This window comes from uncultured Lactobacillus sp. (assembly GCF_947367085.1).
Lineage (GTDB): Bacteria > Bacillota > Bacilli > Lactobacillales > Lactobacillaceae > Lactobacillus.
Window position 1 is genome coordinate 1 of sequence record NZ_CANBCP010000049.1, and the last position, 12,876, is coordinate 12,876.

Annotated in this window: 11 protein-coding genes and 1 pseudogene; 9 read left to right on the top strand and 3 right to left on the bottom strand. The window is 34.7% G+C overall.

Going from position 1 to position 12,876, the window contains the following annotated elements:
• The first annotated feature begins 45 nt into the window (after positions 1-45).
• The 9 genes and pseudogenes from Q0Y70_RS07680 to Q0Y70_RS07720 all read left to right on the top strand — a co-directional run bounded on the left by Q0Y70_RS07680 (position 46) and on the right by Q0Y70_RS07720 (position 9,757).
• On the top strand, positions 46-747 hold the full coding sequence (locus tag Q0Y70_RS07680) for a 5'-methylthioadenosine/adenosylhomocysteine nucleosidase (RefSeq protein WP_297819289.1): 702 nt from the start codon (positions 46-48) through the stop codon (positions 745-747).
• A 97-nt stretch (positions 748-844) separates the two neighbouring features.
• The gene (locus Q0Y70_RS07685; RefSeq protein ID WP_297819292.1) at positions 845-2,005 is read left to right on the top strand and encodes a cysteine desulfurase family protein; all 1,161 of its coding nucleotides are present in this window, start codon (positions 845-847) and stop codon (positions 2,003-2,005) included.
• 97 nt (positions 2,006-2,102) lie between these two features.
• Complete coding sequence (locus Q0Y70_RS07690) at positions 2,103-2,438, top strand: DUF1831 domain-containing protein (protein ID WP_297819296.1); 336 nt, start codon at positions 2,103-2,105, stop codon at positions 2,436-2,438.
• Positions 2,439-2,453: 15 nt separating this feature from the next.
• Complete coding sequence (mnmA, locus tag Q0Y70_RS07695; RefSeq protein ID WP_297819299.1) at positions 2,454-3,581, top strand: tRNA 2-thiouridine(34) synthase MnmA; 1,128 nt, start codon at positions 2,454-2,456, stop codon at positions 3,579-3,581.
• Positions 3,582-3,695: 114 nt separating this feature from the next.
• Positions 3,696-4,361 (top strand): histidine phosphatase family protein, encoded by a 666-nt coding sequence (locus Q0Y70_RS07700; RefSeq protein ID WP_297819302.1) that lies wholly within the window; start codon positions 3,696-3,698, stop codon positions 4,359-4,361.
• Entirely contained in the window at positions 4,361-5,005 is a 645-nt protein-coding gene (locus Q0Y70_RS07705; RefSeq protein ID WP_297819305.1) for a lipopolysaccharide assembly protein LapB, read from the top strand. Before Q0Y70_RS07700 ends, Q0Y70_RS07705 begins: the two co-directional genes overlap by 1 nt.
• Positions 4,992-7,427 (top strand): ATP-dependent RecD-like DNA helicase, encoded by a 2,436-nt coding sequence (locus Q0Y70_RS07710; RefSeq protein WP_297819308.1) that lies wholly within the window; start codon positions 4,992-4,994, stop codon positions 7,425-7,427. The genes Q0Y70_RS07705 and Q0Y70_RS07710 overlap by 14 nt, the downstream gene beginning before the upstream one ends.
• A 129-nt stretch (positions 7,428-7,556) precedes the next feature.
• Positions 7,557-8,826, top strand: a pseudogene (locus tag Q0Y70_RS07715) (PTS sugar transporter subunit IIC).
• Position 8,827: 1 nt separating this feature from the next.
• Positions 8,828-9,757 (top strand): haloacid dehalogenase-like hydrolase, encoded by a 930-nt coding sequence (locus tag Q0Y70_RS07720; RefSeq protein WP_297819311.1) that lies wholly within the window; start codon positions 8,828-8,830, stop codon positions 9,755-9,757.
• 54 nt (positions 9,758-9,811) lie between these two features.
• On the opposite strand, the gene Q0Y70_RS07725 is transcribed toward Q0Y70_RS07720, so the two are convergent.
• The 3 genes from Q0Y70_RS07725 to Q0Y70_RS07735 all read right to left on the bottom strand — a co-directional run bounded on the left by Q0Y70_RS07725 (position 9,812) and on the right by Q0Y70_RS07735 (position 12,731).
• Positions 9,812-10,753 carry a diacylglycerol kinase family protein gene (locus Q0Y70_RS07725; RefSeq protein WP_297819314.1) on the bottom strand — a complete coding sequence of 314 codons (942 nt, stop codon included), beginning with the start codon at positions 10,751-10,753 and terminating at the stop codon, positions 9,812-9,814.
• A gap of 65 nt (positions 10,754-10,818) precedes the next feature.
• Complete coding sequence (locus tag Q0Y70_RS07730; RefSeq protein ID WP_297819317.1) at positions 10,819-12,504, bottom strand: ribonuclease J1; 1,686 nt, start codon at positions 12,502-12,504, stop codon at positions 10,819-10,821.
• The gene (locus Q0Y70_RS07735; protein ID WP_297819320.1) at positions 12,504-12,731 is read right to left on the bottom strand and encodes a DNA-dependent RNA polymerase subunit epsilon; all 228 of its coding nucleotides are present in this window, start codon (positions 12,729-12,731) and stop codon (positions 12,504-12,506) included. The genes Q0Y70_RS07730 and Q0Y70_RS07735 overlap by 1 nt, the downstream gene beginning before the upstream one ends.
• Positions 12,732-12,876 lie beyond the last annotated feature (145 nt).

Genomic DNA, 12,876 nt, shown 5'->3' on the forward strand with positions numbered 1-12,876 from the left:
TGTTTTAGTAGCCTTATTTAATTTTTAGAAAAAGGAAATTTAGAAATGAAAATTGCAATTATCGTTCCAATGCCTGAAGAAGCAGAGTTTTACGATAAGCATTTCCCATCTAAAAACAAAGAAATGTTCGGATCAACAGAATTCGAACATTTTTCTGTAAATGGAAATGACATTTATTTAGGACTTGCTGGAATTGGCAAAGTTAATGCTGCTATGAATTTAGCAAGTTTGTTAACTAAGCAAAAGATTGATTTGATTTTTATGACTGGGTCAGCAGGCTCTTTGCAAGACAATGTCCATCGCAAAGACTTAATTTTACCTAATAAGTTTATGTATCACGATGCACATAATACTAGTGCAGGTAACTATGTTGAAGGCCAAATTCCGCAAGAGCCAGCAGGTTATGTCTTAGATAGCAAGGCTAGAGATGACTTTAAAAATTATCTGATCAAAAACAACATTGCCTTTAAAGAGGGGATGATTGTGACAGGTGATAGCTTTATTTCTTCACAAAAGCAAAAAGATGATATTAAGAAAAACTTTCCGGATGCTCTAGGTGTTGAGATGGAAGGTGCAGCTTTTGCCCAAGTGGCAAGTCACTTTAATATTCCACTAGTTGCTATGCGTGCTATTTCAGATAATGGTGATGAAAATGCGGACAATGACTTTGACAAATTTGTTCAAGAAGTTGGCCAAAAAGCAGCTGAAGTAATTTCTTCATATTTAGAAGAGAATGTTTTAGATTAGAAATTTAGACCTAGTTGATCGTAGCTAGGTCTATTTTTATGTTAAAATAAAGCAGCACACTTATAAAATGTAAGGAAAACAAAGAGGGTTATTTTTAATGAATAAGAAATATATTTATCTTGATAATGCTGCAACAACACCCATGGACCCAGCTGTTGTGGCAAGGATTAGTGATGAAATGGCCAATGATTTTGGAAATGCCTCAAGTCAACATGCTTTAGGCAGAAAAGCGCGCCAAGTTGTTGACCAAGCACGCCATGAAATAGCTAAAACAATTAATGCTCAAGATAAAGAAATAATCTTTACTAGTGGTGGATCTGAAAGCAATAATAACGCTATTTTAGGGACCGCTCGCGCTCGCAAGAATATAGGCAAGAAAATAATCACTACCCAAATTGAACATCCATCAGTTTTAAATCCGATGAAACGTCTAGAAGATGAAGGCTATCAAGTCGTATATCTAGATGTTGATGAAACAGGACATATTGATTTAAATCAGCTAAAAAATGAATTGACTGATGATACGATTTTGGTTTCAACTATGGCTGTTAATAATGAAGTAGGATCTATTATGCCATTGCAAGAAATTGGCGATATTGTTAAAGATAGCAATGCATATTTTCATGTCGATGATGTTCAAGGCTTTGGCACAATTGATATTGACGTCGCTAGCATGCATATCGATTTATTGTCAGTTTCTGCTCATAAGGTTAATGGACCGAAGTTTTTGGGCTTTCTTTTTGAAAGAGATGGTATTAAGGTTAGCGACTTACTTTTAGGTGGCGAACAAGAATTAAAGCGACGTCCAGGAACCGAGAATGTACCAGGAATTGCTGGCTTTGGCGTTGCAGCAAGTGAGTTAAATAAATTAGATAAAACAGCCCTGCAAGAAAAATACGCTCATTTTCAAAAGATTATTCTAAATGCCTTAGATCAAAATAAGATTGATTATGAAATCAATGGTTCTATTAAAGGACCTGTATCTCACCATACTCTTAATTTATGGCTTAAGGGTGTCGGCACTTATTCTGCTTTAACTAGCCTTGATTTAGCTGGTTTTGCCGTTTCTGGTGGCTCAGCATGTACTGCGGGTTCACTTCATCCATCACATGTTTTAACTGCAATGTATGGAGCGGATTCACCTAGATTAAGTGAGTCTATCAGGATTAGTTTTGGCCGATTCAATACAGATCAAGAAGTTGAAAGTTTTGCTCTAGCTTTAGTTAAAATGTGTCAAAGAATAGCAAATAAGAGATAAGCTGTTTATTATTTGCTAGTTTTGTATAATAGATTATAGAAATTTATATACTTGACACTTACTAAAAATAAGATAATAATATTGAGAGTGATATTTTATGGCAAACACAGTAATTATTAATGGCGATAATCGTAAGTTTACAATTAATCCTGAAATTAAGCGTTATGCGTTAATTGACGCAGGTTTTACTAGGACCAAGCGTGGCAATTTTATGTATAAGCATCCCTTGTACAATGATTCACCTTACAATGCCACATGTCAGTTAAAGCTAACAATCAATGAAGAATTGGATCATTTGACAATGGTCATAACTGATCGAAATGGTTTACAAAAGGTAAATATCTTTAAAAATAAGCAGCTTGCTCCAATGGTTGAATTACTTAATTTCATGCTGAAAGACCTCGAGGATCGCCAAATTATTACACCTTGCTAAAAGGAGAAATAAAAAATGGTAGATAACAGCAAAATTAGAGTCGTTGTTGGTATGAGTGGTGGGGTAGATTCATCGGTTTCTGCATTACTTCTCAAACAACAAGGCTTTGATGTTGTCGGCGTCTTCATGAAAAATTGGGATGATACTGATGATTCAGGAGTCTGTACGGCAACTGAAGATTACGAAGATGTAAAAAAAGTTGCCGATGAGATCGGTATCCCATATTATTCAATTAATTTTGAAAAAGAGTATTGGGAGAGAGTATTTCAATATTTCTTAGGAGAATATAAAAAAGGTCGAACTCCTAATCCAGATGTAATGTGTAATAAGGAGATCAAATTCAAATCATTTTTGGATTTTGCTATGGATTTAGACGCAGATTATATTGCAATGGGTCATTATGCAAAGACGCGTGTTGATGAAAACGGTGTAGTTCATATGATGCGCCCTAAAGATGGTAACAAAGATCAAACTTATTTTTTGAGTCAACTTTCTCAAGACCAGTTAAAGAAGGTAATTTTCCCGCTTGCTAATTTAACCAAACCCCAAGTTCGTGAAATTGCTAAAGCTGCAGGACTTGCTACTGCTAAAAAGAAAGATTCAACAGGAATTTGTTTTATAGGGGAACGTAATTTTAAGAAGTTCTTGAGTGAATTTCTACCAGCACAAGCCGGTGAAATGGTTACTCCGGATGGTAAAGTAGTTGGCAAACACGCGGGGCTTATGTATTACACTATTGGTCAAAGATCTGGTTTAGGATTAGGTTCGACTAAAGAATCGACTGACCCATGGTTTGTTGTTGGTAAAGATTTGAAAAATAACAAATTGATTGTTGAACAAGGCTATGATAGTGAGTTGCTGTATTCTGATAGCTTAGATGGTAGTGAAGTTTCATTTTTCACTGGGATGCCTGATGCTGACTTTACATTAAAGTGCACAGCGAAATTCCGCTATCGTCAACCTGATGTTGGTATTACTTTACACTACAACAAGGCAACTAACACCGTTCACGTTGATTTTGATGAACCAGCTCGTGCAGTTACCCCAGGACAAGAGATCGTCTTTTACAAGGGCGAAGAATGCCTAGGTAGCGCTACAATTGATCATGCTTACAAAGATAGCAAAATGCTTCAGTTAGTATAATTTTAAAAGTCAGATTTGTTTTTTAGACAGATCTGACTTTTTTTCTTGTTTGCTTGTTAAAGTAAGGTCGAAAAACTTATAATTGTCTATATATCGAATGGAGAATAAAAGAAAATGAAGCTATATTTTGTTAGACATGGAAAAACTAAATGGAATTTAGAAGGACGCTATCAAGGCGGTAGTGGTAATTCACCTTTATTACCTGAAAGCTATGAGGATATTAAAAAATTAGCAGAGTATTTGAATAGTAAAAACACCAAATTTAAAGCATTTTATGCTAGCCCTTTACAAAGAGCATTAACGACCGCTGTTATGTTAAGAAATGATATGGGTATAAATGTACCAGTTATTGTTGATAATCGCTTAAAAGAGTTTAATTTGGGCGATTTAGAAGGGATGAAGTTTGTCGATGCTGAAAGACAATATCCTGCTCAAATCAAAGCCTTTCGTTATGAACCTGACCGTTATGATCCTTCAACTTTTCACGGTGAAAACTTTGATCATATGATTGCTCGTGGCAAAGATTTAATTAGTGATATTGTTAAGCGTTATCCCAATAAAGATGATAATGTCTTGTTAGTGAGCCATGGGGCTGCATTATGTGCTTTAACAAGAAGTTTGGAAGGTTATCCAATTGCTGATATTCGTAAGCGTGGCGGTTTGACTAATACTAGTTTGACTGTCTTGGAAACAGATGATGAAGGCAAAACTTTCCAAGAAAAATTGTGGAATGAAACGTCATATTTGGACCGTAAAATTACTAGTCGGGATACGATCTAATGGATAAAAAAATAATGAAATTGTATGATACTGGTCATGTTGATCAGGCTATACATTTATTAATTAAAGAAATTGATAATAATCCTAAGCAAATCGATAATTATTTACAATTATCGACTATTTTGATTGAACAAAATTCAGCTGATCAAGCATTAGAGCTCTTAAAGAAAGCTCAACAAGTAGTTATACAGCCGGAAAAATTATCTTACAATATTGCAATTTGTTATTACATGCTGGGTGATTTTGAAAAGTCACTTGAGATAATGAATAAATTGCCTAATGATGATGAGACTTATTATCAGAAAGCATTGATTTTTATGAAGTTAGGGCAATATCAAAAGGCTCTAGCTTTTGCTTTGACGATCAAAAAAATGGATGCACGCAGTTTGGAGTTAATCGGAGATATTTGGTTGAGCTTAGGTGATTTGAAAAATGCCCGTGCTTATTTTGATAAGATTCCAGAAAATAAGCGTAGTGCAAAGGATAATTTTTTATTGGGATTAACTATCTTTAATCAAGATAAAGATCAAGCACAAAAATTTTTTGAGAAAGCCAAAAAACAGGATAAAAATTATGTTGCTCATGCTGAAAAGCAATATGCAGCAATAGCAAAATTGATTCGAGGAAAAGATGGCAGAAATTGAGTTTAGTGGTCGCTTAAATAGTATTGTCTTTGAAAATGAACAAGACTTATTTAAGATTTTAGATGTTGATATTTTATCTCCAATTTCTGGATTTGATCGAGAAGATATTAGAGTTACGGGTAATTTTGGAGATCTTCAAGTAGGGGCTAGTTACCATTTTAATGGTGAATTAATAACTCATCCTAAGTTTGGTCAGCAATTTAAGGCGTACTCATATAGTCAAGTTTTACCTCATGAAGAATCGAGTCTAATTAAATATTTAAGTTCAGATCGTTTTCCAGGAATTGGAAAAAAAGCAGCTGAAAAAATTATTACTGAATTAGGTACTGATGCTTTAGATGCAATTAAAAAGAATCCCAATGAGATTCAAAAACTCTCTTTGACAGCCAAACAAAAAGATGTTCTTTTGCAAGGCGTAAATCAAATGGATTCTTTTTCTGATGTGGTCTTAAAATTAGCCAGATATGGCATTAGAAAAAAGGTCGCAGCTAATATTTATAAAGCTTACCATGCTGATGCAATCAAAAAATTAGAAGATGATCCTTATGCTTTAGTCGGTGAAATTCGCGGTTTCGGCTTTAAAACGGCAGATACTATTGGTAGAGAAATAGGAATTGAAGAAAGTGATATCAGACGTCTGCAAGGAGCTATTTGCCAAGTATTAGAAAGTGCCTTAGCTCAAGAAGGCGATACTTACGTCAAGCTAGCAGATTTGCTCACACAGGCAAGTAAATTGCTTTCTTTGGAACAATTTGACGCTTTAGCTAATGCAGTTAATAATTTGCAAGAAAAAGGTAAGGTTGTAGTTGATGGAGAAAATGCTGCTTTAACTAATATTTTTAATTTAGAAAATGATATTGCTCGTGATTTAAAACGATTAGTCAAAACTAGACCAAGTGTTGAAAAATTTTCTGATAAAGAGATTACTACTGCAATTGCTAAAGCAGAAAAGTCGTTAAAAATTACTTATGACGATACTCAAAAAGAAGCAATCAAGAATGCTTTAAATAATCCAATTTCAATTTTAACAGGAGGTCCAGGTACCGGTAAAACTACCATTATCAATGGAATTCTACTTTGCCTGCAGCAACTTGAAGATATTCCGACGGCTAGTTTGTATAGTGATGATCCTCCATTTTTACTTGCTGCTCCAACAGGCAGAGCTGCTAAGAGAATGGGAGAAGTGTCTAATATTTCTGCTAAGACCATCCACCGAATGCTGGGTCTAGGAATTGGGGAAAGTAGTGACGTTGGGGATTTAAATGAATTAAATGGTGATATTTTAATCGTTGATGAGATGTCAATGGTTGATATGTTTTTGTTTAAAATGTTGATTAAAAGTATTGATACTACAAAACATATTGTGTTTGTCGGTGACCAAGACCAACTTCCATCGGTAGGCGCTGGAAATGTCTTCAGCGATTTAATTGCTTCAGGTGCTTTTCCAACTACACGATTGAAAGTTATCCATAGACAAGGGGATGACTCATCAATTATTTCCTTAGCGCATGCGATTAATGAAAATCGAGCCGAGCAAGTTATTTTTTCTAAAACTAAAAACTATTCTTTTATTCCATGTCCTAGTAATCAAATTGCACCAGCTATAGAGCAAATTGTAAACTTGGCTTTAAAAAAAGGCTTTGAAAAAGATGATATTCAAGTATTAGGCGCAATGTATCACGGTAATGGTGGAATTAATAATCTGAATGATATTTTGCAAAATATTATGAATCCTAAAAAGCCTGAAGCTAAAAAAATAGAAGCTCATAATGAAGTTTTTAAGATTGGTGATCGAATTTTACAACTTCAAAATAATCCTGAAAAAGATATTTACAATGGGCAAATCGGAAAAGTTATTGGAATTGACGAAAATAATAAATCAGAATGTTTCATTGCTAATTTTGATGATCGTGAAATAAAGTTTGGCTTAAAAGATCTGACCGACCTAACACGCGCTTATGCAATTACTATTCATAAATCTCAAGGTTCGGAGTTTCCACTTGTTATTCTTAATTTAACAATGCAAAATTATATGATGCTCAGAAAAAATTTGCTCTATACTGCAATTACCAGAGCTGAAAAAAATCTGGTTATGGTGGGAGAAAAAAGAGCCTATGAGATGGCTTTAAGTACTTCTGGCAATGATCGAAAAACAGATTTAACACGTAAAATTAGAATTCAATTAGATATAAAGCCAGCTAAAAAATTAACTAGTGTTGTTAGTTCACAGATTCAAGAAGATAAAGAAAAACCTTCAGAAATTGAACAAGAAGTTCATCAAAATGAACAAACAAGTTTAAATCTAGAGGAAGCAATTGACCCTGAAGAAATGATTTTAACACCCCAATTAATTTATTCCGGAAAAATTGATCCAATGATCGGAATGGAAAATGTAAAACTTGGCATCCATAAACCAAAATAAATCAGAATTTATTTAAATTCTGATTTTTTAATGCTTTAAAATAGACAGGACTATACCAATATGATTTAATTACTATATACAGAAAGCGCTTTCTTATAGAAATATAAATTTTATCGAAGGGAGCTTATTATGGATTCCAAAAATCAAAAAACGAACTGGCTTCAAAAACACTTGATGCCAGTTGCTGCAAAACTTGGTCAAAATACTGGTCTTATATCTTTACGTGATGGTATCACGCTTGCAATGCCGTTGATTATCGTTGGATCATTTTTCATGATTATCAGCAGTTTCCCAATTCATGGTTGGATAGACTGGCTTGCTAGGAATGGTATCTTGTTTTGGAATTGCTTCTAGTTTTGCTGAACAAAAGAAAACAGATGGTAAATCTGCAGGTGTTATTGCATTAGCATTGTATTTTATCATTACTCCAAGCATTTTTACTCGGGGAGCAACACCACTTGAAGGAATGCCTTACGGATTCTTAGGTTCACGGGGCTTATTTATTGGAATTATTATTGGCTTAGTTACAGGTCAAATTTTTCAGTGGTTTATCAATCATAATATTCAAATTAAATTACCAGATGCAGTTCCACCAGCTGTATCTAAAAGCTTCTCAGCATTAATTCCTGGCGCTGTGATCATTACAATGTTTGGCGCAGTGTATGCATTATTTACGTGGACAGGCTGGGGTAACGTCCATGAATTGCTACTTAATCTCTTATCTAAGCCATTAGGTTTGTTAGGAGATACGTTAATTGGTACTTTAGTTGCAATATTTTTAAATAGTGCATTTTGGTTTGTTGGTATTCATGGCGCTAATATCGTCAACAGCGTTTTATCACCAATTTGGTTGATGAATACAGATGCTAACCGCTTATTATTTAAGGCTGGTAATCTTGATTTAGAACATGGTGGTCATATAGTCGCTCAACCATTTATAGATAACTTTGTATTTATGGGTGGTGGGGGAGCTACCTTGGGGTTAGTATTAGCTTTAGCTATTATTTTATGGCGTAAAAGAGCAAGTAAAACTCTTGAAATGTTAGCTCCAGTTACTATTACACCTGGTATCTTTAACATTAATGAACCAACCATGTTTGGCTTTCCAATTGTTTTAAATATTACCTTGTTAATTCCATTTATTATCGTTCCAATGGTTAATGCTATTACTACTTATACTGCTATGAAGCTGGGCTGGGTCCCACTGTGTACAGGAGCTGTTGTTCCTTGGACAATGCCGCCAATTATTTCAGGTTTTTTAGCAACTAATAGTATTGCTGCATCGATTTTACAAGCAATAAATATCATTATCGATGTTTTGATTTACTTACCATTCTTATCAACTTATAATCAACAGTTGAAGTTAACAGAAGCAAAAAATGCAGAAAAAGAGGCATAAAATGGTTAAAAGATTGATTTCTTGCAATAGCAGCGAAGTTCTACAAATGAACGGAACTCAGTTAAAGCAGAGTATTAAAGCAAGCGAAGGTAGAACTGTTTTAAGTGAAAATGTAGTTCTTCATGAAACTGGCGACGGAATTACTACATCAGAAGTGGCAGCTGCTTTTGGTGCTGATTTAATCTTGTTAAATCTATTTGATGTGAATCATCCTAAAATTCTAGGTTTATATCCAGGTGAAGATAATTTAGCTACTGCTAAAGAGCATACTGATGGTAAAATTATCCATGATTTACAAAGATTAGTTGGTCGTCCAATTGGGGTTAATTTAGAACCGGTAGATTTAGATGCTAAAATGGCCGAAGATCGCTTCACTTTGCCAGAAGGTAGAACTGCAAGCCTAGCTTCAATTAAAAAGGCGCAAGAGCTTGGATTTAACTTTATTTGTTTAACTGGTAATCCTGGATCTGGTGTTTCAAATAAGAAGATTGCTGAAAAAGTTAAGTTAGTTAAAGAAAACTTCTCAGGTTTAGTCATTGCTGGCAAGATGCATGGTGCTGGTGTAGATGAGCCGGTTGTCGATTTAGAAGCAGTTCAATCATTTATAGATGCGGGTGCAGATGTGATTCTGGTGCCTGCTGTTGGCACCGTTCCAGAATTTGATAGCGAGGATTTAAGGCAAGTCGTTAAATTAGCACATCAAAATGGGGCCTTGGTGATGAGTACAATTGGTACTAGTCAAGAAGGCTCAGGACCAAACTTTATTGAACAAACAGCAATTAGAAATAAGATCTGCGGAGTTGATATTCAACATATCGGGGATGCTGCCTGGGGAATTCAATCTCCATTTGAAAATATCTATCCTTTGAGTAAGGCGATTCGAGGAGAACGCCACACAATTAGTCGGATGTCACGTTCTATTAATCGTTAAAAGACAAAAAGAAACAGGTTATCAGTGAAAAAGTGATACTGATAACCTGTTTTTTTAGTGTAAAAGATTAAAATCAGATATTGAAAATTCTAAATCAAAGCTACGACTTCCTAATTCTTCACCGTCAATTTGACCAAACTCTAATGGTCTAGTTCTTACAGATATTTTTTTAGCCTCATAATAATGAAAATGGGGATCTTTCATATGAGACCCATCTTTGAGTAGCTTGCTGAATAAATAAATGAATTTTAAGGTCGATGGTTTTTCAACTACAATTGTATACAACTTATGGCTTTGAGGATCAGCTATCGGCAAAATTGGCACGCCACCTCCGAAAAAGGGATGGTTAGTTGTAGTAACTAAGTAAGCATCATTAAAATGATGAATTTCGTGGCCGACTGTGATAGTTGCTTCAAAGTTTTCTTGATTAGCCAAAGCCTTAATAATCTTAGCGCCATAAGTTAAATTCCCAATGTGTAAATGATTAAGTCGATCACGTAATTTGGAATTATTGCTTTGAGCTACGACATAAGCATCAAAACCAATTCCTAGATTATTTACAAAATAATTAGATGCGTTTCGATTTAAATCATGATAATAGATACAATCAATTTTAGAAATTTCAGGCTGTTTTATAAGCTTATCAATTAAATGATGAACATTGCTTGGAATATTAACAGCCTTAGCAAAATCATCGCCTGTACCGGATGGTAGATAGGCAATCGGGGTAGAAGGGTAATTTGATTTCTTAACTCCATTTAAAGTTTGGTTTAAAGAACCATCTCCGCCGATTACTAACAAAATTTTTTGTGGATCATTATGAATTTTGTTGGCTACTGATTGGGCAAGATGAGGCATTTCACCGGAATAATGAGATACTTCTGATGAATATGGAATTTGTCTTTGATCTAATTCTTTTTTGACTTCTTCAAAAGTTTGCAATCCTCTATTAGAGCCTGAAATTGGATTAACGATTAAATAAAATTCTTTTGTCATAATTTTTTGCAAATAAAAGAACCCTACAAAAGGGTTCTTTCTTAATTTAGAACCTACAATCTTAACTATTTCTTTTCAATGATCATTGGTAAGATCATTGGACGTCTTTCAGTCTTAGAATATAGGAAATCTTGTAAGTTTTCAATAATTGCTTTCTTCATATCTCTTTCAGAAGGACGGGGCGTTTTTGCCATTTCTTCTCGTAAGATATGGTAAACATGCTTTTGTGCACTACTAATTAAATCGGTTGACTCTCGCATATAAACAAATCCACGACTTAAAATATCTGGACCAGCTAATACACGTTGATGTTTATAGTCAACAGTAGCTACAACAACAACTAATCCTTCTTCAGCCAAAATTTGACGATCTCTGACTACTACATTACCAACATCTGCACTTCCCGATGTATCAACAAAGACATCGGGGATATTTATATGACCAGCAATACGAGAACTGTCTTTAGTCAAAGCTAAAACGTCTCCGTTTTTCAAAACGAAAGTATGATCAGCAGCCATACCAGTTGCTTGAGCTGTTTCAGTGTGAATAACTTGCATTCTGTATTCACCGTGAACGGGAATAAAGTATTCCGGTTTAGTAATTTCAATCATCATCTTTTGTTCTTCTTGACCACCATGTCCAGAAGTGTGAACATTATGAATCTTACCATGGACAACTTTTGCGCCAGCTTCAGTTAATTTATTAATTAAGTGGTTAACACTGGTTGTATTTCCTGGAATTGGATTAGAAGAAAAGATGACTGTATCATTAGGTTGAAGCGAGATTTGACGGTGAGTACCATTAGCAATTCTTGACAATGCAGCTAAAGGTTCACCTTGAGAACCCGTACATAAGATCATCGCTTTTTCTGGTGGAGTATGGTTTATTTCATTAGCATCGACTAAGGTCCCTTTTGGAATGTTTAAATAGCCTAGGTCGATACCGTTTTGGACACCATTTTCCATCGAACGTCCAAAAATGGCAACTTTGCGTCCAGTATCTATAGCAGCTTGAATAGCTGTTGATACACGATATAAGTTAGAAGCAAAAGTAGCAAAGATAATTCTGCCATCAATACCAGTAATGATATTATGAAGTGACTTTGCAACAAAACGTTCTGACTTAGTAAAAGTTGGAACTTCAGCATTAGTTGAATCACTTAAAAGCGCTAAAACTCCTTCGTTTCCTAACTTAGCCATTTCTTGAAAGTCAGGTGCAGGCTGACCCATTACTGGAGTTAAATCAAATTTGAAGTCTCCAGTAAATAAAACTGCTCCTTGAGGAGTATGCACTGCAATTCCCAAAGTATCAGGAATTGAGTGGGTAGTTCTAAAGAAAGAAACAGAGAGCTTTGGAAACTTTAAGACAGTGTCTTCATGTTCTTCATAAAGCTTACTTGTTTTTAAAAGGCCATGTTCTTCTAATTTTCCTCTGATTAAAGACAGAGCAAATGGGGTAGCATATACGGGTATTTCTGGAATTTTTTCCAAAAGATATGGAATACCACCAATATGGTCTTCATGCCCGTGAGTTACTACGAGAGCCTTAATCTTATCTCTATTTTTTATGAGGTAAGAGTAATCTGAGATAACGTAGTTAATTCCCATCTCATCATCTTCAGGGAATTTGATACCGCAGTCCATAATGATGATTTCATCTTGAAATTGGACACAGTACATATTACGACCAATTTCGCCTAGACCCCCGATGGCGAAAATGCCGACTTCATTATTTTTAAGTTTAACCGACATTAATCTTTGTCAGAATCAAAAGTTGTCAGCTTAAAATCTGGACTTTGCTTTTCATAAGCAAGGGAGTTTCCAGTTAATTCTTGGATGAGTTCAATATTATAGGGGGTATTATCCTCAACCATAGTTCTTGCTGCAACTAAATTATCTGCTTCAAGATAAAGAGTTTTAGTAGTTTCTCTTCTTGGATTAACGATCTGGTCTTTTTGGTATAAAACTTTGTAGATCATTTGTTAAATCTCCTTATTTTTAAAAACGTTCAAAATTTGAGTAAGTAAATACGCAATAAAAGTAAGAAGATTAATCAAATTAATCCCTTACTGAATATTACGTAACGTAGACAAACTCAATGCTATTAAAAATTTTATCATAAAT

What these genes read in the sequence shown, in the direction of transcription:
- Q0Y70_RS07680 (WP_297819289.1), top strand. Translation starts at nt 46, where the DNA reads ATGAAAATTGCAATTATCGTTCCAATGCCTGAAGAAGCAGAGTTTTAC.
- Q0Y70_RS07685 (WP_297819292.1), top strand. Translation starts at nt 845, where the DNA reads ATGAATAAGAAATATATTTATCTTGATAATGCTGCAACAACACCCATG.
- Q0Y70_RS07690 (WP_297819296.1), top strand. Translation starts at nt 2,103, where the DNA reads ATGGCAAACACAGTAATTATTAATGGCGATAATCGTAAGTTTACAATT.
- mnmA (WP_297819299.1), top strand. Translation starts at nt 2,454, where the DNA reads ATGGTAGATAACAGCAAAATTAGAGTCGTTGTTGGTATGAGTGGTGGG.
- Q0Y70_RS07700 (WP_297819302.1), top strand. Translation starts at nt 3,696, where the DNA reads ATGAAGCTATATTTTGTTAGACATGGAAAAACTAAATGGAATTTAGAA.
- Q0Y70_RS07705 (WP_297819305.1), top strand. Translation starts at nt 4,361, where the DNA reads ATGGATAAAAAAATAATGAAATTGTATGATACTGGTCATGTTGATCAG.
- Q0Y70_RS07710 (WP_297819308.1), top strand. Translation starts at nt 4,992, where the DNA reads ATGGCAGAAATTGAGTTTAGTGGTCGCTTAAATAGTATTGTCTTTGAA.
- Q0Y70_RS07720 (WP_297819311.1), top strand. Translation starts at nt 8,828, where the DNA reads ATGGTTAAAAGATTGATTTCTTGCAATAGCAGCGAAGTTCTACAAATG.
- Q0Y70_RS07725 (WP_297819314.1), bottom strand. Translation starts at nt 10,753, where the DNA reads ATGACAAAAGAATTTTATTTAATCGTTAATCCAATTTCAGGCTCTAAT.
- Q0Y70_RS07730 (WP_297819317.1), bottom strand. Translation starts at nt 12,504, where the DNA reads ATGTCGGTTAAACTTAAAAATAATGAAGTCGGCATTTTCGCCATCGGG.
- Q0Y70_RS07735 (WP_297819320.1), bottom strand. Translation starts at nt 12,731, where the DNA reads ATGATCTACAAAGTTTTATACCAAAAAGACCAGATCGTTAATCCAAGA.